Source organism: Streptomyces sp. NPDC020996 (genome assembly GCF_040641355.1).
GTDB lineage: Bacteria > Actinomycetota > Actinomycetes > Streptomycetales > Streptomycetaceae > Streptomyces.
This window is the reverse complement of record NZ_JBFADM010000022.1, coordinates 49504-72198: the sequence shown is the minus strand read 5'-3', so window position 1 is coordinate 72198 and position 22695 is coordinate 49504. Positions and strand designations below refer to the sequence as shown.

At 71.2% G+C, this 22695-nt stretch carries 14 protein-coding genes; 9 read left to right on the top strand and 5 right to left on the bottom strand.

What is annotated here, in order from left to right; all coding sequences use genetic code 11:
- Positions 1 to 5 precede the first annotated feature (5 nt).
- Positions 6 to 1472, top strand: coding sequence for a Re/Si-specific NAD(P)(+) transhydrogenase subunit beta (gene pntB / locus AB0G63_RS17720; RefSeq protein ID WP_360750845.1), 1467 nt, complete (start codon positions 6 to 8; stop codon positions 1470 to 1472).
- Positions 1473 to 1640: 168 nt separating this feature from the next.
- On the opposite strand, the gene AB0G63_RS17715 is transcribed toward pntB, so the two are convergent.
- The 3 genes from AB0G63_RS17715 to AB0G63_RS17705 all read right to left on the bottom strand — a co-directional run bounded on the left by AB0G63_RS17715 (position 1641) and on the right by AB0G63_RS17705 (position 4549).
- Complete coding sequence (locus AB0G63_RS17715; RefSeq protein WP_360750843.1) at positions 1641 to 2096, bottom strand: hypothetical protein; 456 nt, start codon at positions 2094 to 2096, stop codon at positions 1641 to 1643.
- Between the two features lie 107 nt (positions 2097 to 2203).
- Positions 2204 to 4027, bottom strand: a complete 1824-nt coding sequence (locus AB0G63_RS17710; RefSeq protein ID WP_360750841.1) for a DUF3556 domain-containing protein — start codon at positions 4025 to 4027, stop codon at positions 2204 to 2206.
- Positions 4028 to 4168: 141 nt separating this feature from the next.
- Positions 4169 to 4549, bottom strand: a complete 381-nt coding sequence (locus AB0G63_RS17705; protein WP_360750839.1) for a helix-turn-helix domain-containing protein — start codon at positions 4547 to 4549, stop codon at positions 4169 to 4171.
- Between the two features lie 136 nt (positions 4550 to 4685).
- Between AB0G63_RS17705 and AB0G63_RS17700 the strand changes: the two genes are divergently transcribed.
- A complete protein-coding gene (locus tag AB0G63_RS17700) occupies positions 4686 to 5090 on the top strand; it encodes a RidA family protein (protein ID WP_360750837.1) in 405 nt (134 codons plus the stop codon).
- Between the two features lie 51 nt (positions 5091 to 5141).
- Positions 5142 to 5321 (top strand): hypothetical protein, encoded by a 180-nt coding sequence (locus AB0G63_RS17695; protein ID WP_360750835.1) that lies wholly within the window; start codon positions 5142 to 5144, stop codon positions 5319 to 5321.
- Positions 5322 to 6211: 890 nt separating this feature from the next.
- Here AB0G63_RS17695 and AB0G63_RS17690 read toward each other — a convergent pair.
- Together AB0G63_RS17690 and AB0G63_RS17685 are read right to left on the bottom strand one after the other, a co-directional pair.
- Complete coding sequence (locus tag AB0G63_RS17690) at positions 6212 to 7147, bottom strand: alpha/beta hydrolase (RefSeq protein ID WP_360750833.1); 936 nt, start codon at positions 7145 to 7147, stop codon at positions 6212 to 6214.
- A gap of 214 nt (positions 7148 to 7361) precedes the next feature.
- On the bottom strand, positions 7362 to 8015 hold the full coding sequence (locus AB0G63_RS17685; RefSeq protein ID WP_360750831.1) for a TetR/AcrR family transcriptional regulator: 654 nt from the start codon (positions 8013 to 8015) through the stop codon (positions 7362 to 7364).
- Between the two features lie 339 nt (positions 8016 to 8354).
- Here AB0G63_RS17685 and AB0G63_RS17680 point away from each other — a divergent pair, with 339 nt between their 5' ends.
- From AB0G63_RS17680 to AB0G63_RS17655, 6 genes are all read left to right on the top strand, one after another.
- Positions 8355 to 8744 (top strand): CU044_2847 family protein, encoded by a 390-nt coding sequence (locus tag AB0G63_RS17680; RefSeq protein WP_360750829.1) that lies wholly within the window; start codon positions 8355 to 8357, stop codon positions 8742 to 8744.
- Positions 8741 to 11518, top strand: coding sequence for a trypsin-like peptidase domain-containing protein (locus AB0G63_RS17675; RefSeq protein ID WP_360750827.1), 2778 nt, complete (start codon positions 8741 to 8743; stop codon positions 11516 to 11518). The genes AB0G63_RS17680 and AB0G63_RS17675 overlap by 4 nt, the downstream gene beginning before the upstream one ends.
- A 1882-nt stretch (positions 11519 to 13400) precedes the next feature.
- The gene (locus tag AB0G63_RS17670) at positions 13401 to 13673 is read left to right on the top strand and encodes a CU044_2847 family protein (protein ID WP_360750825.1); all 273 of its coding nucleotides are present in this window, start codon (positions 13401 to 13403) and stop codon (positions 13671 to 13673) included.
- Entirely contained in the window at positions 13670 to 18100 is a 4431-nt protein-coding gene (locus tag AB0G63_RS17665) for a trypsin-like peptidase domain-containing protein (RefSeq protein WP_360750823.1), read from the top strand. Before AB0G63_RS17670 ends, AB0G63_RS17665 begins: the two co-directional genes overlap by 4 nt.
- 198 nt (positions 18101 to 18298) lie before the next feature.
- Entirely contained in the window at positions 18299 to 18748 is a 450-nt protein-coding gene (locus tag AB0G63_RS17660) for a hypothetical protein (RefSeq protein ID WP_360750821.1), read from the top strand.
- A gap of 1122 nt (positions 18749 to 19870) precedes the next feature.
- Positions 19871 to 22189: a beta-L-arabinofuranosidase domain-containing protein gene (locus AB0G63_RS17655; protein ID WP_360750819.1), complete on the top strand. Its 2319-nt coding sequence runs from the start codon at positions 19871 to 19873 to the stop codon at positions 22187 to 22189.
- Positions 22190 to 22695 lie beyond the last annotated feature (506 nt).

Sequence of the window (22695 nt, the reverse complement as noted above, 5' to 3'; positions counted from 1 at the left end):
CCGAGATGACCTCCCTGACGGCTTCACACGCGGCCGACCTGGTCGCCGCCCTGCTGTTCATCCTCAGCCTGGCCGGCCTGTCCCAGCACCGCACCTCCCGCGCCGGCGTCGTCTACGGCATCGCCGGCATGGCGCTCGCCCTCGTCGCGACCGTCGTCGTGGCGGCGCAGAGCATCACCGCCGGAGCGGTCACCCTGATCGTGCTGGCGATGGCGCTCGGCGCGGCGATCGGCCTGTGGCGGGCCCGCCGCGTCGAGATGACGCAGATGCCCGAACTGATCGCCGTCCTGCACAGCTTCGTCGGCCTCGCCGCGGTGCTGGTGGGCTGGAACAGCTACCTGGAGGTGGAGGCGCACGGCAGCGCGCAGGACCGGATCGGCGCCGACCTGCTGGGCATCCACCACGCCGAGGTGTTCATCGGCATCTTCATCGGCGCGGTCACCTTCACCGGCTCGATCGTCGCCTTCCTGAAGCTCTCGGCGCGCATCAAGTCCCGTCCCCTGACGCTGCCGGGCAAGAACGCGCTGAACGTCGGCGCGCTCGTGGCCTTCGTCGCGCTGACCGTCTGGTTCACGGTCAGCCCGAGCCTGCCGCTGATGATCGCGGTCACCGCGCTGGCGCTGGCCCTGGGCTGGCACCTGGTCGCCTCGATCGGCGGCGGCGACATGCCCGTCGTCGTCTCCATGCTGAACAGCTACTCGGGCTGGGCGGCGGCCGCGGCCGGCTTCCTGCTCGACAACAACCTGCTCATCGTCACCGGCGCGCTGGTCGGCTCCTCCGGCGCCTACCTGTCCTACATCATGTGCAAGGCGATGAACCGTTCCTTCATCTCCGTCATCGCGGGCGGTTTCGGCATCGAGGCGCCGTCCGGCCGCGAGGAGGACCACGGCGAGCACCGCGAGGTGCGGGCCGCGGAGGCGGCCGAGATGCTCGCGCAGGCCCGCTCGGTGATCATCACCCCGGGCTACGGCATGGCCGTCGCCCAGGCGCAGCACCCGGTCGCGGAACTGACGCGGCAACTGCGCGAGCGCGGCGTCGAGGTCCGCTTCGGTGTCCACCCCGTCGCCGGGCGCCTGCCCGGGCACATGAACGTACTGCTGGCCGAGGCGAAGGTGCCCTACGACATCGTCCTGGAGATGGACGAGATCAACGACGACTTCGCCGACACCTCCGTCGTGCTGGTCATCGGCGCCAACGACACCGTCAACCCCGCGGCGACCGATGACCCGGGCAGCCCGATCGCAGGCATGCCCGTGCTGCGGGTCTGGGAGGCCGAGCAGGTCATCGTCTTCAAACGCTCCATGGCCTCCGGCTACGCGGGCGTGCAGAACCCCCTCTTCTTCCGCGAGAACAGCAGCATGCTCTTCGGCGACGCCAAACAGAGCGTGGAGGAGATCCTGCACGCACTGGGCCCCGGCAGCCGACGCGACGCGGCCCCGGCCGCCCGCCAGGCGACAGGGGCCGGCCGCTGAGCACCGATCTCGCCGGATCAGGAACGACGCGAGTGCGACCGCCGCTTCCCCGGAGGCGGCGGTCTTCTCGTACCGGGCGGCGATGCCGCGCGCTGGGACCGTGTGACGGGCGCGGCCCCGTGGGCCCGTGGCCACGGGCCCACGGGGCGGTGACGGCCGGTGTGTCGGTCAGCCCGCCGCCTCCCCGGCCTCGTCGGCCTCTCCGGCTTCGTCGGCCTCTCCGGCTTCGTCGGCAGCAACGGTCGGTCGGGTACGGCACGCCGTCATCACACCGGCGGCCGCCGCGGTGGCGGCCAGCAACACCGCGGCAGCGCCGAGCGCGTGTCCGGCCGCGGTGCGGGGGCCGCCGGTCGTGCCGAGATGGATCCCGCCGATGACGGCGACGCCGAGCGTTCCGCCGAGTTGCTGGACGGCGTTGAGCAGTCCCGCCGCGGAGCCGGTCTCCTGCGGTCCGACGGCTGCCAGCGCGGTGGTGAAGAACGGTGGCGTGAACAGCCCGGAGCCCAGCCCCGCCAACGCGAGGGCGAAGGGGAGGGCCGTCGGGTAGGCGCTGGGAGCGGCGGCACGGTAGGCGAGAGCGGCGGCTGCCAGGCCGACGGCGAAGGCGGCGAGGCCGACGTGCATGACGCGGGCGCCGTAGCCGGGGGACGAGGCGGCTGCCGACGGCCCAGGAGGCGACGGCCAGTCCGGTGTACCAGGGCAGCAGGCTGAGTCCGGCGGTGAGCGGCCCGTCACCGAGGCCGAGTTCGAGGTGCAGGACGACGGCGATCATGACGCCGTTCATCACCGCGAAGAACGCCCTGCTGGAGTACCGGCCGCAGCGGACGCACGCGCTCCACGTCGTACACGGGGTAGTCGGGGCCGTCGGTGGGCCAGGGCTGACGGGTCACCATGTCCCGCACGGCGACGTGCCCGCGCTCGAGGAGGCCGAGAGCGGCGTCATGGACCTCGTAGGCCTGTGTCCGGCGGTGGATGGGCTGGCCTTCCAGGCAGATCACGCGCACTTCGCCGGGGACGAAGCCGCAGCGCTCCTGGACGGCTTGCAGCAGCTGGTCGTCGTGGAGGTGGCCCTCGCCGAAGTTCCATCCGAGTGCGAAGCCGGCGATCAGCTCGCCGTCCATCACGACGACATCGTCCTGGCCGTCCGTCACACGGTCGATGAGCCCGTTGTGGGCGCGGCCGTGCGAGTGCAACGACCTCCACGCCTGCACCTTGTGGGACATCAGCAGGGCCGTCCCCTCGTCGTAGAGGCTTTCCATCTGCCGGGTGGGAAGCCGGCATGCGGTGGTCAGGCCGGCCTCCAGGCGTGCCAGGGCGTCACCGGTGAACAGCCAGACGCTGGTGGCCCAGTTTCCCGCGTAGTAGCGCATGGCGGGCAGGAACGACACCAGGTCGGGGCGCATGTTGCCCAGCAGGGGCAGCAGGACCAGGCTCGGCAGGAGCAGCGCGAGCAGCCAGGGAGAGTGCAGGTGCCAGACGCTGACGTCGCCGTGGGCGCCGAAGAGGTAGAACAGCGAGAAGACGAAGAAGACGTTCCACTCCAGCGGCACGCCCATCGGCACGGTCGAGAGGATGTGGAGGTGGAACACGGCCATGTAGAGCAGGGCCGCCCAGGTCCAGAAGCCTCCGTCGCCGATGAACACCAGATAGAGCGGCACACCGTATTCCGTCACGGTGCCGATGTGGGCGAGGAAGAACGGCAGCCGTGAGGGGCGCAGGTCGCGCGGGTGGTCGCGGTACAGCATCCGCTTGAGCCGGCGGCTCGGGACCAGCGGGGCGTTGCTCATCATCGTCGCCACCACGAAGGGGAAGTGGCGGTTGAGCTTCGAGGTCGCCGCGCCCCACCACAGGGCCAGCATCACCAGCTTGAAGCCGATGAACATGTCCGGGTAGGGGAAGAAGAACAGCACCAGCGACAGCCAGTACTGCTCCCCGCGGGCGGCCAGGAAGACCGTCTTGTCCCGCAGGCCCAGCAGCGCGAGGCTGACGACGAGGGGGAGGGCCGTGCGCGCGTCGAGCAGGCCCACCGTGCCGGAACCGGCCGCGTGGCTGCCGTCACCCGGGCGGGTGAGCAGCCATACGGCCGAGGCGAGGACGGCGGCGTACAGGGCGGCGTCGATGACCGTGCGGCGGCTGCCCCGGGTCAGCGGCACCCGCGCCGGCCACGGCGGGAGCCGGATGGTGCCCGGCCGCAGCCAGTACAGCACCGATCCGATGACGGGCTGGAAACGGGACGCCAGCGGGCCGGACCCGCAGCCCAGTCCCAGCACCTCCCACAGGACGGTGAAGACGATCAGCTTCTGGTACACGATCGGCTCCGACCACCACGACGGGGCCTGCGCGATCCTCCCGAGGCCGGGCGTCAGCGAGATCACCAACGCTGCCCCGCCGACGTAGAGGAGGCACTTGACGACGTAGAACAGGTACACCGCGTTCGGTGTGCCGAAGCCGTGCTCGACCCAGTGCCGCGTGAGGATCCTCAGACGCTCGTCGCGGGACAGCGTACGGAAGGTCCCGGCGTCGACGGGCGGCAACTGGGGTCTGATGAAGCCCATGAGGTCACGTCCTTGTGGCTCGAAGGGGCGGCGGCGGGACTCAGCGGGAGGGCATCAGCGATCGCCGGCGCAGCGTCGGGCGTGCCGATCTCGCCGACCGGGTTCTCCGGGGCCTTCGTGCACCCGGGGCTCCACTGATCGTCAGGTCTCGAAGCGCCGCCGGGCGGACTCGATGTGCCGGAAGTACCGGTGGGTCCAGTCACACATCACGTCCACCGTCGCCCGCAGTCCGTGGCCCGCCTCGGTGAGGGTGTATTCGACGCGGGGCGGCACGGTGGGGTGGACGGTCCGCTCGACCAGGCCGTTGCGCTCCAGCATGCGCAGGTTCTGGGTGAGCATCTTGTGGCTGATGCCCTCGACCCGGCTGCGCAGCTCGCTGAAGCGCAGGGTGCCCTCTCCCAGGGCTTCGATGATCAGCAGTGCCCACTTGTTGGCGACGTCGGAGAAGATCTCCCGCGCCAGGGAGTCGGCGCGCCGCAGGTCGGTATCGTCGGCCGAGCCTTTGAGCTGCTTGGTCACCATCAGGTTCCCCAGTCACTGAAAAGTACGTTCTTCCATGTCAACGCACACTCTCCTACGGTTCCTGAGTAACCACAAGAGAGCGCCGTCGGCGTGACGAACACGGGCTGACAGCAGCCCGGGCAAGGAGCCGGACAGCATGGCCATCACTCTGAAGAACCCCGATGGACTGCCGAAGATCGATGTCTACCGGCAGGTGGCGATCGCCTCCGGTTCGAAGCTGGTCTTCGTCGCCGGGCAGGTCGCCTGGGACGCGGAAGGGGTCACGGTCGGAGAGGGCGACCTCGCCGCGCAGGTCGAGCAGTGCTACCACAACATCGCCACCGCGCTGGGCGAGGCCGGCGGTTCCTTCGCCGACGTGGCGAAACTGACCTTCTACGTCGTCGACTGGACTCCCGACAAGATGCCCGCACTCCTGGAGGGTATCTCCCGGGCGGCCGCGAAGCTCGGGGACCCGGCCCCGCCGGCCACGCTGATCGGCGTCATGGCACTGGACGTCCCCGAGCATCTGGTCGAGATCGAAGCCACAGCAGTCCTCGCCTGACCGCTGCCGCCGCCGGAGGAGCGAAAGCGGCTGCGCAGGGCCTGCGGCCTGATGGTCGACGAGGTCGCCGCAGCCCTGAAGGCGCGCCGCGCCACGGTCAGCGGCTGGGAGTCCGGCAAGGAGGAGCGCCTCGCCGGGCTGATGCTGGCGGGAGACCTCATCGAGATCGGAGACACGTTGGAGGCGCTCGATATCGAGGACCCCGAGGGTGCGCAGGGCTTGCCCAGTTGAGCGCCTGAGGTGTCTATGGCGGTCGGGGCTTTCTCTGGAACGGGGGTCTCCCTGTCGCTCGGGGTGGTGCGGGCGGCCAGGCTGCCAGGCGGCCTGTCCTCGCCGGGCCTCGGGGTGGTGCGGGCGAGGGCCGGGCAGGGCGTCAGGTCTGAGCTCGGTTCGGGGCGTGCCCTGAGGGGCGCGTCAGTGGGCGGGGTGAGTGGGACAGTGCTGTAGCGGACGGATGTTGCCGTCTCCGAAGTCGGCGCCCGCCGCGGTGGGGGCTGCGATGGTGGCGTGGAGGTGGAGCCGCGAAGGCCAGGTTGACGGCTTCCTCCGCATCGACGTCCGAGCCGCGATGGAGGCAGGCGTAGCGCATGTGGTCGGTGGTGGTCGGTGCGGCGCGGCTGGGGGAATTCCTCAGTACGCCATCTGCGCGGTCATGGCCCCGGTCGATCGACACGGCGCGCGGTACGGCCTGTCTCCTCCTGGCAGATGTCGCTCTGCTCACGCCCACGATGGCCGCCCGGATACGATCACATCTTTGACACTCATGCTCTCGCCACCGCCGCCGGTCAGGCGGGAGGCGCCGTGGTCGCCGATCTCGACCGCAGGTGGCCCCCCCCGCGCAACCAGGCCGTCTTTATGGTGTTCGAGGCCGACGGTGTCGTGGTCCGGCCCCGAAGGTGAGTTCCGTGCCCGCCGTCCCGCCGCTACGCCCGCCCGCGGAACCACGGGCGGGGCACCGTCGCCGGGCCGGTGACCGGGCGGGCGGTCAAGGGGCGATTCTCCGGCCGCCCGCCTGGCGCGGCACTCAGACCGCCGGGGCGGTCCGAGCGGTCACGGACTCTCTCCGTTCAGCAGGCAGGGGCACAGCACAGCTGAACTGCCGTCGTCGCGCCCCGGAGTGTTCAGGGCTTGGCGGAGTACACGACACCGGCCAGGTTCTGGGCCGCGGAGCCCCACACCTGGTCGTACAGGGAGGAGTCGACGCCGAGCGTGTAGAGCAGCCAGGCGGTCGTGACACCGTAGGTCAGTTTCAGCTGGGCGGCGCGGGTGATGGTTCCGCTGTCACAGCCGATGCCGGAGCTGTCCTCGAATCCGCAGTGGAACCCGCCCGTGATGACGCGCAGTTGAGTGGCGGACGGCTTGGCGTCGTACATCTTCTGCTGGTTGTCGGCGACGCCGGCGACGCTGTCGGCGCTGCCGCCGACGTACTGGACGGGCATGCTCAGCGTGCCGGAGGCGCTGACGGCCGAGGGGTTGGTCTCCGCCGCCGCGAGGGTGGAGACGGACTTGACGGCCGGGTTCCGGCTCGCGGCGAGCAATGCCGCGCCGCCGCCCATGGAGTGCCCCGAGACGGCGAGCCGGTCGGTGCTGACCGCGCCTGCGAACCGTGAGCCGGTGGTGCCGTTCTGGGTGGTGAGCCAGGTGAGTGCCGCGTTCAGATCGTCGGCGAACGCGGAGTGGCTGGGGAAGAGACCGCCCTGGGACTTGGGCGCGACGGTGATGATGCCCCAGGAGGCGTAGTGCTTGAGCAGGCTCTCGTACTGGGTGATGGCCTGGAAGAAGCCGTGTCCGAAGGCGAGGCCGGGGTGGGAGCCGGCGGCGACCGGTGCGTCCGCCCCGGCCGTCGTGCCGGGGTACCAGACACGTGCGCTGAACGAGCGGCCCGAGGCGGAGACGGTGAGATCGGTGTAGGCGACAGGGTACGACCCCGTGGTGGAAGGGTCCGCCGCCTGGACCGGGGCGGCCGCCCCCGACGCGTGGGCGGCCGGTGCGAGGGTGAAGGCGGCTGCCGCGCACAGCAGCAGCGCGGTCAAGGACCGCAGGAGTGTACGGAACACGAGATCACCTTTTCTGTGGGGATGAAGCAGTGATGTCTGGTGGTACGTCTCCGTGCTGTCCGGGTGTTTTCGGACTCCGGGGCCGGAGGCCACTCCGCCGCGGGCACACCCGTGGGCCCGAGCGGTGTTCAGGGGAAGGCTCGCCGAGCTGAGAATCGCGCCGGACCCGGACCGAAACCGGGACCGATGATGACGATGTCGCGGTCGGGTCTTGTCATCGGTCGTCCCGTGCTCTGAAATCGGCGAGCAGCGGGATGACGAGACGTTCGAGATTCCCGCGCCGTACCTGGGGGCTGACTCCGGTGAGCTGCACGGGGCTGTTCGGTGTCGGGACGTGCGCGACGAGAGCCAGGTGCGGCAGGAGCACCAGGAGGAGTGACAGCAGCGCGTCCAGGTCGGCGTCCTTGCGCAGGTCCCCGGCGTCGACGGCCCGTTCCAGGAGAAGGCGGAGACCGGCCAGGTACATGGCGTTCACGGGTCGCCTGACCGCGTCACGAACCGCCGGGTCCATCTCCATGTTGGTGGCGGCGGCCACCCCCCGCTCGAGCGGATGCCCGGCGAAGTACTCCAGCCAGGCCTCCAGCGCGTCGACGAGGTGCGTGGAGAAGTCGCCGGTGCCGTCGTAGCCGTCGAGCCAGGGCTGCATGTGCGCGTAGACACGCAGCGAGGTCTGCTCCGCCACGTAGGAGAATAGGTCCAGCTTGCCCGAGAAGTACTGGAACAGGGAGCCCTTGGCCACCCCCGCTTCACGGGCGATGACATTCAGGCTGCCCGTGGAGTAGCCGTGGGTGCCGAACTCGTCCATCGCCGCGACCAGGACCCGCTCGCGGCGGGTGGGCGACAGTCGGGTCCAGGTGGGAGTGGGCATGGACACCCCTTCATGTGACCGGACGTTCACGTGACGGATGCTGATGTGACCGCCCGGTCATGGTGGAGGTGCGGCTCGTCGCAAGTCAACGTGTAGGACAGGTATGGCTGTTACTGGCTCCGGCTCGACAGTGCGACATCGGACCGTCGAGGAACAGCCCGGTGCCGCCACGAAGCCGGCCGCATGAGCCGACAGTACGGCGGCGGCAGTACGGCGGCGCAAGTTTTGACGTACCGTCAATTAGTGACAATGCTGCGAGGGTTTGGTGGTTCCGTCCCGACGTGCCGTCGGATCGGTAGGGTCCGAAGCCGGCGTGGCAGGTGTTGCGAAGGGGGAAGCATGGCGTACGTGGTCGAGTTGCCCTTGTCCGGGGCGGACGGCGAGAACCCGGGATCCGCTCCGTCGGACGCGACCGGCACCGTCAAGGTCCAGATAGACGAGACCGCGGACGGGCTGGTGCAGGTCGCGCGTCCCGGGCAGGTCGTGGCTCGGGCGACCCGGTCGCTGAACGACATGCTGGCCGGGATCCGGCCGGTCGCGGAGGGCTTTGTCGACCAATTCCGCGACATGGCGCGGCAACCCGACGAGATCGGCGTCGAGTTCGGCCTGTCCCTGTCGGCCGAGGCGGACGTGGTGATCTCCCGGACGACCGGCCAGGCCAACTTCAAGGTCACCCTGACCTGGCGCAATCCGTCGTCCGGCGAACCGGAAGCGGACGCGGCGGGATGACAGTGCCCGCGTTACCGCCCGAGCGGACCGCGGGCCCGGGCCCGCAGTCTCTGGACGCGGCCGTACTGCGTGTCCGCGACGGCCGGGGCCAGCCCGTCGGCGTTGCCTTCCTGGTCTCCGACACGCTCGCCCTGACCTGCGCGCACGTGGTCCGTGCGGCCCTGGGCACGACGGGAGACGCGGCGCCTGCCGCTTCCGCCCGGATCCAGGTCGACCTTCCCCTCGTGCCCACTTCGCAGCGCGGCGGCGGCACGCCTGCGACGACGGCCGGTGTCGAGCACTGGGTGCCGCCGCGGGAGCCCGGCGGGGGGTCCTCGGTGTCCTCCACGCGCGCCGATGCCGCCGTGCCCGCCGATGTCGCCGTGCTTCGGCTGGATGCGCCGCTGCCGGGAGCGGGACCGGTGCGGCTGGTGGACGCGGAGGAGATGTGGGGGCACCCGGTGCGGGTGTTCGGGCTGCCCGCCGGCCGTCCCGGCGGGGTCTGGCACGCGGGGGTGCTGCGGGGGCGGCAGGCCGACGGCTGGGTGCAGGCCGATCTCGTCGGCAACGGCTACCCGGTGTCGCGCGGTTTCAGCGGCGGCCCCGTGTGGGACGGCCGGCTGCTGGGCGTGGTCGGCATGGTCACGGTCGCCGAGTCCGGGCAGCCGTCCGTCAGTTACCTGATACCCACCAGCGGGCTGCTGGCCGCCCGGCCCGAGCTGCGCGCGGTCACGCTGCCGCCGTCGCCGTTCCGCGGGCTGTCGGCGTTCGAGGAAACGGACGCGGCGGTCTTCCACGGCAGACGGGCCGAGAGCGACGAGGTGGCGCGGGCACTGGCCGTGGAACGCCGAGTCACCGTCGTAGGACCGTCGGGATCCGGCAAGTCGTCGCTGGCCCTGGCCGGCGTGGCGCCTCGGCTGCGCGCGGCAGGCGCTCAGGTGGTGGTCCTGCGGCCGACGCCTGGCAGCAGCCCGCTCGCCGCCTTCGCGGCGGCGCTGCTGCCGCTGCTGGAACCCGACTTGCCCGAGGCCGAGCACCCCGGCCGGGCCGCGGAACTCGCCGAACTGCTGCGCCGCCACGGCCCGGCGGACGTCGTGGCCCGGCTGCTCCAACTGCGGCGCGGCAGCCGACTGCTCCTCGTGGTCGACCAGTTCGAGGAGATCCTCGCCCTGGAACCGGCCGCCGTCGACGAGTTCGCCGACCTGCTCACCGGCGACACGCTCCCCGACACCGTCCGCGTACTGATGACGCTGCGCGCCGACTTCCTGGAGCCGGTGCTGGCCCATCCGCGGTTCGGCCCCGAGACCGGCGGACATCTGTACGCGCTCGCCTCGCCGACCCCGGAGCACCTGCGCCAGATCGTGACCGCACCCGTCGAGGCCGTACCCGGCGTGTCCTACGAACCGAACCTCGCCGAGCGCATCCTCGCCGACACCGGCCCGGGACCGGGCGAGCTGCCGCTCCTCGGTCTCACCCTCGACCTGCTGTGGCAGCGACAGGCGGGCGGCCTGCTGACGCACCGGGCGTACGAGGAACTCGGCGGCGTCACCGGCGCACTGGGCGAGCACGCCGACCGGGTCTGGGACGCGTGCGTGCCGCCGGAGGACGAGGAGACGGCCAGGCGGCTGCTCACCCGGCTCGTCCGGGTCCCGACCGGCACGCCCGCGCCCACCCGCCGGATGGCACTGCGCACCGAACTGGGCGCCGAGGAGTGGCGCGTCGCGCAACGGCTGGCCGGGACCCGGCTGCTGGTCATCGACGGCAACGCAGAGGGCACCGAGACCGTCGAACTCGCCCACGAGGCGCTGATCGGCGGGTGGCGCAGACTGGCCGACTGGACCGCAGGGGACCGCGCCTTCCTGGAGTGGCGGGCCGCGCTCCAACAGGACCTGGACCGCTGGGTGCAGGCCGAGCGCGCCCCGCAGTTGCTGCCGACCGACCTGCAACTCGCCCAGTCCGAGCAGTGGCTGAGCGAGCGTCCCGACGAACTGACCCGCGCGGAACGGCACTACCTCGACGCCGGCCGCGCCCACCGCCGTGCGAGGGCCCGCAGGCGACGGGCTGTGCTCTCGGCTGTCAGCCTCGTCCTGCTGCTGGTCCTGGTGGCCCTGTCGTTGTTCTACGCCACACGGAAGGAGAGCCGGGAACTCGCGGCCCAGGCCGCGTCCCGCGCCCTCGCCCTGGCCGCGGAGGACGAAACGCGCACCGAACCGGCTCTCGGCATCCTGAAGGCGCTGGCCGCTCACCGGACCGCGCCGACGCCGGAGCCCGCAACGAACTCCTCCGGCAGTACCTGCGCTACCAGAGTTACGACCGGGTGCTGTCCGGCGTGCTGGGCACGGTCAGGGAGGCGGCCACCAGCGGGGACGGCGACATCGTGCTGGCCGCCTCGCAACTGGGCCGGGCCGTCCTGTACGTCGGCGCCACCTCCGGGCGGGTGCGCAGTGCCCAGGTGCCCTCGACCGGGCAGGTCCAAGGGGTCGCGGTGTCCGTGGACGGCCGGCGCGTCGCCTACGTCCAGGCGGACGGGAAGGCCGTGTGGTTCGAAGTGGACCCCGACGCCGAAGACCTGCTCGGCCCGGTGCACCGGCTGCCCGAAGCGCCGGGCAGCGGCGTCAGCTGGGAACCTGCGGTGCGCGCCGCGATGTCGGCGGACGGCCGCATGTTCGCCGCGCAGGTCCGGGGCCGCCTGGTGTGGTGGAACCTCGACAGCGGCACGCTCGCCGGTGACGCCCCCGCGCCCCAGGACATGGCCGACGCAATCTGGTTCGGGCCGGACGGGCGGACGTTGCTGATGACGGTCTACACGGCGACGGGCGGGCAGGCACTGAAGAGCGTCGACATGGCGACCGGACGCGCCACGCAACTCCTGTCCGGCGCCCAGGAGATCCATCTGTCCGGAGACCGCCGCACCGCGGTCGTGTGCCGCGAGGAGAACGATCAGTCCGTCGTCAGCCGTCATCGGACCTCCGACGGTGCCGGCATCGGCCGCTCCTATCGCGAACGGGACGAGGCGTACACCACGGACCAGTGCACGGTGGCCGCCGTGGACGCGACCGGGCGGCGCGTTGCGCTCCGGTGGGGCGGGGAACTGCGCGTCATGGACCTGGACAGGAGTGAGACGATCTCCAGCGCTTCGCTGCCGGAACCCGCCTCCACGCAGTTCACACCCGCGCCTCTGCTGCCCGAGGCGCACGGCAAGCTCTACTGCGTGGGCTGGCAGGACTCGATGATCGCCCTTGTGGGCCTGAACCACGGGAGGCGGCTGCCGAAGGCCGCTCAGCAACGCCTCACCGCCGACGGGAAGCGGACGATCCTCGTCCTCGCGGACGGCTCCCGGATGGAACTGCGCCCGGCCGACCCGAGGCACAGCGGGCGCGTCCTCGCGCGGACGGCCCGCGCGAAGCCGTACTGGGTGCCCGAGGAGACCGACCTGCCCGTCTTCAACAGCACCGGCGCGCTCGTCGCCGACCGCGAGGCCCGGAACGTGGTGGTGGTCCGTGACACGTCGACGCTGCGGAAGGTGGCCACCGTGACCGCCGCCCGGCCTCCGAGAACCCGGCCCGGCACCCGGCTGGTCCGGGACCTGGACATGAGCGGCGCGCTCAGCCGGCGCCGGCAGAGCTACGAGTTCCGCTACTACTTCGACCACACCGGCCACCTGCTGACCGTCTCCGGCACCGTCGTCCAGCAGTGGGACCCGCGTACGGGCCGGCAGACCGCCCGCTTCGACGCCGGTGCGCTGCGCCCCGGCGACGACCCCGACGCGATCATGACGATCGCCCCGTATCCCGGCCGCAACAAGGTCTCCGTGATCGCGCAGGGACGGCCCGGGGTCCGCGTCGTCGACATCACGGACGGGCGGATCACCGACCGCGTGCGCACCGGGGGCGATGTCCTCTCCGTCCAATTCGGCCCCGAAGGCCGCTACTTCGCGGTCATGCGACGTGAGACGGGACTTGAGGTGTGGCGGCGCGGAGACTCCCCGCGCAGGGTGATCGGCCCGCTGAGCACCGTCGGCGAGAGCCGCATCACCCCGTACCGCGCCGTCTTCCTCGACGACGGCCGCTACCTGACCGCCGCCGGCGACGCCGTACGCACCTACCGGATCGGGGAACGCGGCTACGACGAGTCGTACGTGGTCGGCGATTCGACGACGGGGGAGCGCTCCTTCCTCGACGTGTCCGAGGACGGGAACACCGTGCTCCAGGGCGCCTTCGAGGAAACGGGCAGCGCCCTGGTCCTCGACCCCGAACTGTGGAGACGGGAGTTGTGCCGCATCGTCGGCGACCGGGCGTTCACGGCGGACGAGCGCGACGGCCTCCCGGCGGAGGCGAAGACACGACGGCTGTGCGCGTAGCGCCGCGAGTCGTCCGGCCGACGTCGACGACGAGAGACCGAGTGAAGGGGAGACGCATGGCATATCCGGTCGGATCACCCGTGTCCGCGGCCAGTGGCACCTCGGGCGCCGCACCGCCGGGCACACCGGACGCGACGGGTGCGCCGGGCGCGACGGGCACGCCCGGCACGTCGGATACACCGGGCGCACCGGATATGTCAGATGCATCGGGTACATCGGGTGCACCGGGTGCACCGGGTGCGTCGGAAAAGCCGGACGCGACCGGTGCACCGGGCACGCCGGACGCGCCGGGTACGGTCCAGGCGCGGATCCGGGAGGTGCCCGACTCGCTGGTCGAGGCCGCCGGGCCGGGGCGGGTCGCGGCGCGGGCGGCCCGGTCGCTGAACGACAGGCCCGCCGGGATCCGGCCCGTCGCGCAGAACTCCGTCAGCACCTTCCGCGACATGCCCGACGGCCCGGGCGAGACCGGCACCGAGGTCGGCCTGGCCCTGTCTGCCGACGCCGGCACGGTGATCAGCCGGACGGCCGGACAGGCCGGCCTCACGGGCATCCCGGCCCGTTGCCGGCCGGCGGACCGGGCGGTGGAATGACCTCCGCACAGGAACCGGAACGGCAGCCGGCGGCCAGCGGCCCCAAGGCCCTGGACCGGGCGCTGCTGCGCATCCTCGACGCGCGGCGGCAACCGGTCGGCGTCGGCTTCCTGGTGTCCGACACGGTCGCCCTGACCTGCGCGCACGTGGTGTCCGCCGCCCTCGGCACACCGGCCGGCACGCCACCGGAACCCGGCGCGAGTGTCCTGGCCGACCTGCCCCTCGTGCCCGCCGCCCCGCACTCGGACGCGGTCGTCGAACTCTGGGTGCCGCCTCGGGCGCCGGGCGGCGCGCCCTCCGGGGCAGCTTCCGGCGCACCCTCCGGCGCGGCCGATGTCGCCGTGCTGCGGCTCGCGGCTCCGCTGCCGGGGGCGGGACCGGTTCGGCTGGTCGACGCGGACGCGTCGGCGGTGGCGGCCGGGCCGGCCGATGAGCCGGCGGACGGGTTGTGGGGGCACCGGGTGAGGGCGTTCGGGCTGCCCGCCGGCCGTCCCGGTGGGGTCTGGCACGCGGGGGTGCTGCGGGGGCGGCAGGCCGACGGCTGGGTGCAGGCCGATCTCGCCGGTGCCGGTTATCCCGTGTCGCAGGGTTTCAGCGGTGGGCCGGTGTGGGACGACCGGCTGTCGGGCGTGGTCGGCATGGTCGCCGTCGCCGAGTCCGGTCAGCCGCCGGTCAGTTACCTGATCCCCACCAGCGGCCTGGTGGCCGCCTGGCCCGAACTGGGCCCACTCGTGCTGCCCCCCTCGCCGTTCCGCGGACTCGCCGCCTTCGAGGAGGCCGACGCGGCGGTATTCCACGGCAGGCGGAACGAGAGCGACAGGGTCGCCCAGGTGCTCGACGAGCAGCAGTGGGTCACTGTCGTAGGCGCCTCCGGTTCCGGTAAGTCGTCTCTCGCGCTCGCCGGTGTGGCGCCACGGCTGCGTGCGCGCGGATCCTGCGTCGTCGTCATGCGGCCCGCGTCCGGAAGCAGTCCCCTCGCCGCTCTAGCCTCCGCGCTGCTGCCGCTGCTGGAACCCGGCCTGCCCGAGACCCGCCGACTGGCGCGCATACCCGAACTGTCCGGCGAACTGCGCCTGCACGGCCTCGCCGAGCCGACCGACCGCCTGCTCGAACTGCAGGGCGGCAGCCGACTCCTCATCGTCATCGACCAGTTGGAGGAACTGCTTCAGCAGCCCCCGGACGCCGTGCGCCGACTGGCCGACGTGCTGTTCACCGCCGACGCCCTGCCACCCGCCGTCCGCGTACTCGCCACCCTGCGCGCCGACTTCCTCGAACCCGTCCTCGGCCACCCGCATCTCGGCCCCGCCACCGGCCGGCACCTGCACGCCATCGGACGGCTCGGCGTGGACGGCCTGCGCGACATTGTCACCACCCCCGTCGACGCCCTGCCGTCCGTCTCCTACGAGCCCCATCTCACCGAACGCATCCTCGCCGACACCGGCACCGAACCGGGCGCCCTGCCGCTCCTCGCCCTCACCCTCGACCTGCTGTGGCAGCGACAGGAGGACGGCGTGCTCACCCACCGCGCGTACGACGAACTCGGCGGTGTCACCGGCGCGCTCGGCAACCACGCCGACCGGGTCTGGGCCGAACACGTGACGCCCGACGACGAGGCGACGGCCCGCCGGCTGTTCACCCAGCTCGTCCGGCTGCCGCTCGGCGCAGCCGCGGCCACCCGACGCCTCGCCCGACGCGGCGACCTGACCGAGGACCAGTGGCGCCTCGCCCAACGCCTCGCCGCGCACACCAGGCTGCTCGTCACCGACCGCAGCGCCGAGGGCACCGAGACCGTGGAACTCACGCACGAGTCACTGATCGGGGAGTGGGACAGACTCGCCGGGTGGGTGGCCGAGGACAGGTCCTTCCTCGGCTGGCGGGAGACCGTACGACACGAAATGGGCCGCTGGCAGGAGGCGGACCGTGCCCCTGAACACCTCCCCACCACCGCGGCGATGGCCGGCGCGGAGCAGTGGCTCCCCGAGCGTGACGCGGCCTTGAGCGAGGCCGAGCGGGACTATCTGGCCGCCGGCCGGACCCACCGCCGCGCCCGCGCCCGCCGGCGCCGGGCCCTGTTCTCCGGACTGGCCACCGCCCTGGCGTTCGCCCTGGTGCTGGGCATGCTCTACGTCGTCGAACGCCGCAGCAGCCAGGAACGCGCCGCTCTCGGCGCCTCCCGCGCCCTCGCCCAGGCGGCACAGGAGTCCACGGTCACCGACCCGGGCCGCGCCGTGCTGCTCTCCCTCGCCGCCTACGACATGTCCCCCACACAGGAGGCCGAGAACGAACTGCTGCGCCAGTACCTCCAGTACACGGATTACGACCGGGTGCTCTCCGGCGACCTCGGCGACACCGTCTTCGACAAGAGCCGCGACGGCGACGTCGTCCTCGCGGCGGCCAAGCGCTCCGGAGCCACTCTGTTCGTGCACGCCTTGACCGGGCCGGTGCGCACCGTGCGGGTGCCGTCCACAGACAAGGTCCAGTACGTCATGGTGTCCGCCGACGGGAGGCGTGCCGCCTACGTCCAGTACGACGGCAAGGCCGTGTGGTTCGAGGTGCGCCCCGACGCGAACCGGCCCGCCGGACCGCTCCACCGCCTCCCCGACGCCCCCGGCACCGGCAGGGACTGGAGCGACACCGTCACCCCCGCGATGTCCCTCGACGGCACGATGATCGTCGCCCACGTGCGCAGACGCATCGTCTGGTGGAACCTGGACAGCGGCCCGCACGGCGCCCTCGCCGGGAACCTCCCGGCGCCCAAGGGCATCGAGTTCAGGATGTGGCCGGCCCCCGACGACCGGACGCTGCTGGTCCCCGTCTACAAACGGTTCCGCGACTTCGGGCAGGGCGAGAAGGGCAGCCTGCTCGCCCTCGACCTCAAGACCGGCAGGAGCCGACTCGTGGTACGCGCCGACGCCGACCAGATCCGCATCTCCGGCGACCGGACCCGGGCCGTCCTGTGCCGGGTGCGGGGCAAGACCGCCGAGGTCACCGTCCACCGGGTCCGCGACGGCTCGCGGGAGGGCCCCGCCTACCGTGAGAAGAACAAGGACTTCGCATCCGGCGTCTGCCTCGTGCAGTCCGTGGACGGCTCCGGCCTCCGCGTCGCACTCAACTCCGGCAACGGCCTCACCGTCGTCGACATGCGCGACGGCAAGGTCCTCTCCCGCAACGGCCTGCCCGCCTCGACCTCCTCGCTCGCCAAGAGCAGCCCATGGCTCGTGGAGTCCCGCGGCAGCCTCTACTACGTCCGACACGACGAGTCGCTGATCGGTTTCGTCCGGCTGCGCCCCGGCAACTGGTTCGTCGACGCCTCCCAGCAGCTCCTCACCAACGACGGCAGGTACACGATCACGGTCCTGGCGGACGGCTCCCGCATGCAGCGGCACTACGCGCGCAAGGTCAGCGCCCGGGTCCTCGCCGACGTACCGCGCCGCAAGCCCTACTGGGTGCCCGGACGCACGGAGCCCCTCGCCCTCGATCGCACCGGACGCCTCGTCGCCGACCGCGAGGGCGTGAACGTCGTCACCGTCCGCGACGCCACCACGCTGCGCCGCACCGCCACCGTGACCACCGTCGAGCCTCCCCGACCCGATGCCTCCGCGCCGTCGGTCGGGGACATCGGGCTCGGTGGTGACGGCAAGGGCAGCAGCGAACACCCGACTGACAACTTCAGGTACTTCTTCGACCACGGCGGGAAACTGATCACCGCGTCGGGAAGCATCGTCGAGCAATGGGATCCGCGCACCGGCCGGCGACTCGCGCGCTTCGACGCCAGGACGGTCCGCTCACGAGCGGGCGGCGCCAAGGACGCGGAGCTGATGATCGGCTCGTACCCGGCGCCGAACCGGATCAGCGTCATCGTCCTGGACCGGCCCGGCATCAGCATCGTCGACATCACCACCGGACGCATCACCCGGACCGTGCAGACCGGCGACGACATCCTCGCCTCCCAGTTCGACTCCAGCGGCAAGTACTTCGCGATCCTGCGCCGGGGCTCGGTCTTCGAACTCTGGCGGCGCGGCGACCCGCCCCACAAGGAGATCGGCCCCCTGCGCAGCGTCGCCGAGTCGGACGACACGCCGTACGTGGCAGGTTTCCTGGAAGGCAGGGGCCGCTACCTCATCGCCGCCAACAACGCCGTACGCGTCTACCGGATCGGCAAGCCCGGCTACGAGACCTTCTACTCCTTCACCGGCCCACGCGACAGCACACTCGACGGGCAGCACGGCTTCCTGGGCGCTTCCAGAGACGGCCGTACCCTGATCCACATCGGCCCCGACGGCACCGGCGGACCGCTCTACCTGGCACCGGACCGGTGGTACCGCGACCTCTGCGACATCATCGGCGACCGGGAACTCACCTCCGGTGAGGTGGACCTGCTTCCCGTCGATCCGAGGACCCGGAAACCCTGTGCCGAGGACGACTGAGACACGGTCCGGCCCGGACCGCCGAAAGGGCTCTGACCAGCGCGCGTCCCCCGCGCCGAGGCATGCGGACTATTCTTCGGACCGACAAGTCGTGTAAGGATCCCGGTGTCTCACTCCCTGTCGGTTGCCGCGGCCCCGGGCGCGCGAGGATCCCGCCGAAGACAACGAGCACCGCGCGGCGGTGGCGGCGGATCTGACATGCGCCGTGTGTATTTCGCACCGTTGCTGGCGGCGGCCCTGACCGGATGCGCGCTCCTCGGCCAGGACACGCCCTGCACCAAGGCCGACGCGGACTCGCAGGTGTCCGTGATGTGGCGGCCCGCCGACTTCGGAGGCCGGGACGCGGTGAAAGTCCGTCTGTGCGCGCAGTCCGGATGCCAGGAGCGGGTATCGGGCAGCCCCGACGATCCGTTTGCCTCGGTGTCGGTCCGACTCCGCGGCGACATCGGCTCGTCCACCGTCCCGGTGCGGCTCACGGTGACATCCGTGAAGAGCGGTGACATGGTCGTCGCGGACAGCATCCGGGCCAGGCTGACGGAGCAGCACCCCAACGGTGCGTCCTGCCCGCCCGCCACCTGGACGGCAACGTTTCGGGCCCACCCGGACAAGGGCCTGACATCACCCAAGGGCATGAAGCTCCAGGAATGAGCCCCGACACGGTCCGAGGGCTGCCGTCCTCACACCCGATGCGTCATCCGGGCGAGCTTCCCGGTAGACGGGAGACGTGATGTCTTGGGCCGGCCATGACATGCCCACGCTCTGCCCACCTCGCCGAGATTGTCGCTGGGGTTGCTTTTCTGCCAGGGCAACCCGTCAATGCCCGCTGCCGCCGTGAATTCCTTTGGCCGGCTTCTCGGTACGGTGATTTCCTTCACGAGTTCTGGACGCGGCGTGGTGAACGAGTCGGCGCATGGTAATGCCGCCACGCGAAGGCCGGCCGGGCAGCGAAATGCCTCCAGGCCGCCTCCGGTCGCATTACTCCCCGAACAGTTTCCAGGCCTGCGCGTCCGACCGGGGGGCCGGTTCGGGAACTCGGAGCCGGCGGCGTTGGGCAGGTGGGTGCCCGGCGTCAGGCGGCGGCCAGAGCCGTGGCCGTGGCCGCACCGAGGAAGAGGCTGCGCGACGGCAGGGCGGGGTGGGTCCTGGGACGCGCGTTCATCGTCTCTCCGTGTGTGTGGGGGCGGGTGAGCGAACGGCGATGGATGCGCCGGCCTGCGGAAGGAGGCCCGCTCGACGGCTGCCACCGTGATCCGTCGTCCGAAATATGGAACGCGATTCGGCTGGTCGGTCAGAAAGTAGTGCCCGGTCCGTGGTCCGTCAATGCTTTCAGCGCGACTTCCCGCGCGCGTATCGCCGAGAGTGATCTCGGCCATCTCCATGCCGTTCGAAGACGTCGGCGGCATTGACGCCGTATAACGCGCCCTCTATCGTTCCGGCGTCCCTTCAAACGTATTTCGATATGTCGAACAAATGGTTTGAGTCACCCGAGAGGTGTGGGCGCCCACCGTTCCAGGCTGATCTCTCTCCTGTTTCTGCGGAGCGCCGCGGTTCCGTATCCGGCTTCCGTTGCCGCTCATTCTGACCGAGAGGAGACGTTCTGCGCCGCTTCACCGAATCGTCCGCACGTCCCAGCCGCAGGATTCCGCTGCGTACGGTCATCGCCGGCACCGCCGCAGCAGTCGCAGGGCCCTTCACCGGGTCCGTCCGAGCCGTCGGGCCCGCCGGCTCGGCAGCACCCGCCACTCGCCCCCCGCACGGGAAAGGTGCACGATGTCCTCTTCCCTGAACAGACGCCGCCTCCTGCAGTACGCCGGAGCCGCGGCCGCAGCCTCCGCCACCGGCTCACTCCTCGCCGGCTCCCCGGCCCGGGCGGCGGTCCTTCCGCCGGTCCGCTCCGACATCGGGGCCCTGGCCTACCCCTTTGACCTCGGCCAGGTCCGGCTGACCGCCGGCCGCTGGCTGGACAATCAGAACCGCACCGCCGCCTACCTGCGGTTCGTCGACGTCGACCGGCTGTTGTACGTCTTCCGCGCCAACCACGGCCTGTCCACGGGCGGCGCCGCCGCCGACGGCGGCTGGGACGCGCCGAACTTCCCCTTCCGCAGCCACATCCAGGGCCACTTCCTCACCGCCTGGGCTCAGTTGTACGCCGTGACCGGTGACACCGTCTGCCGTGACAAGGCGACGTACATGGTCGCCGAACTGGCCAAGTGCCAGGCCAACAACAGCGCCGCCGGATTCACCGCCGGATACCTCTCCGGCTACCCCGAGTCCGACTTCACCGCCCTGGAACGGCGCACCCTGAACAACGGCAACGTGCCGTACTACACGATCCACAAGACCCTCGCCGGGCTGCTGGACGTGTGGCGGCACATCGGCTCCACCCAGGCCCGCGAGGTGTCACTGGCCCTTGCGGCGTGGGTCGAGACCCGCACCGGCCGCCTGACCGAGGCACAGATGCAGGCCATGCTGCAGACCGAGTTCGGCGGCATGAACGCCGTGCTGACCGACATCTACCAGCAGACCGGTGACGCGCGCTGGCTCACCGTCGCCCGCCGCTTCGACCACGCCGCGGTCTTCGACCCCTTGGCAGCCGGCCAGGACCAGTTGAGCGGGCTGCACGCCAACACACAGGTACCGAAGTGGATCGGCGCCATCCGTGAGTTCAAGGCCACCGGCACCACTCGCTACCGGGACATCGCCGCCAACGCCTGGAACATCTGCGTAGGCACCCACACCTACGCCATCGGCGGCAACAGCCAGGCAGAACACTTCCGAGCCCCCAACGCCATCGCCGCCTACCTGATGCAGGACACCTGCGAGAGCTGCAACACCGTCAACATGCTGACGCTGACACGAGAGTTGTTCGCCCTCGACCCCGACCGGGCGGCCCTTTTCGACTACTACGAGCAGGCGTGGCTCAACCAGATGATCGGCCAGCAGAACCCGGCCGACCCGCACGGCCACGTCACCTACTTCACCCCGCTCAGCCCGGGAGGCCGGCGCGGTGTGGGCCCGGCATGGGGCGGCGGCACCTGGAGCACCGACTACACCACCTTCTGGTGCTGCCAGGGCACCGGCCTGGAGATGCACACCCGGCTGATGGACTCCGTCTACTTCCACACCGGCACCACGCTGACGGTGAACCTGTTCGTCCCCTCCGTGCTCACCTGGGCCGAGCGCGGCATCACCGTCACCCAGACCACGACCTACCCGGCGAGCGACACCACCACTCTGCGCGTCACCGGCAACGTCACCGGAACCTGGTCGATGCGCATCCGCATCCCCGGCTGGACCACCGGCGCCACCATCAGCGTCAACGGCGTCGCCCAGAACATCACCGCCACCCCCGGCAGCTACGCGGCCCTCACCCGCTCCTGGACGGACGGAGACACGGTCACCGTCCGTCTGCCCATGCGGATCATCATGCGGCCGGCCAATGACAACCCCGAGGTCGCCGCGGTCACCTACGGCCCGGTCGTCCTGTCCGGCGACTACGGCGACACCGCGCTCAGCTCCCTGCCGTCCCTGAACACCTCCACGCTCAAGCGGACCAGCGCCGGCGCGCTCACCTTCACCGCCACCGCGGACGGCGCCACCGTGGACCTCGGCCCGTTCTACGACGCACACGGCCACAACTACACCGTCTACTGGAAATCAGGCACCGTCCCCACAGTCCACCTCGTCAACGCGGGCAGCGGCCTCGTCCTGGGCATCCAGGACATGTCCACGGGCGACGGCGGGCGGGCCCTGCAGTGGAACGACTCCGGCACCGCCGACCACGACTGGGAAATGATCAACGACGGCAGTGCCTACCGCTTCCGCAACGCCCACAGCGGCAAGGTCCTCGGCGTCCAGGACATGTCCACCGCCGACAACGCGACCGTCCTGCAGTGGACGGACAACGGCACCGCCGACCACCGCTGGACCCTGCTCGACCAGAACGACGGCACCTACAAGATCCGCAACGAGCACAGTGGCAAGCTCCTGGCCATCGCGGGCGACTCCACCGCCGTGGGGGCGTTCGCGGTCCAGGATTCGGACAACGGCACGGCCGACAACCGGTGGCGCCTTGTCCCCAACCCGTGACGGGTAGGAGGAGAGCGGCGCCAAGTATCCCAGGATCGCGCGGCTTCGGGAGAAAACCTGCGCAGACTCCGTGTCCTTCCTCCAGTTCGACACCGAGACCCGCATCGCCTTCGGCGGCCGACTCTCCGTCGGCCGCCGAAGGCTTACCGGCGTTCACACCATTCACACGTTCGGGCCGACGAGTACCCCTTTCGTGACATCGTGTGCACGATGGTGTCACTCGGGTGCTGCGGGCATGCCGTGGGCGGCCGCGGAACGAGCGTGCCCGTACCCTCGGTTCGGCCAGTCGGACGGTGAAACCGCGCTCGTGGCCGAGCAGTTGACCGTCCACCGCGACGGCCGCCTCCAGCGCCGCCGAGCCCACCTCACCGGTCCGGGGCCGATCACCTCGGCGCTGATCCCGGGGTGGGCGAGTTCGCGGGCGGCGGCCAGGGCGGGTGTGACGCGGCCGCTCGGGCCGCGAGATCCGGCTCGGCCGCGCGTCGCCGCCGGTCATGGAGGGTCTT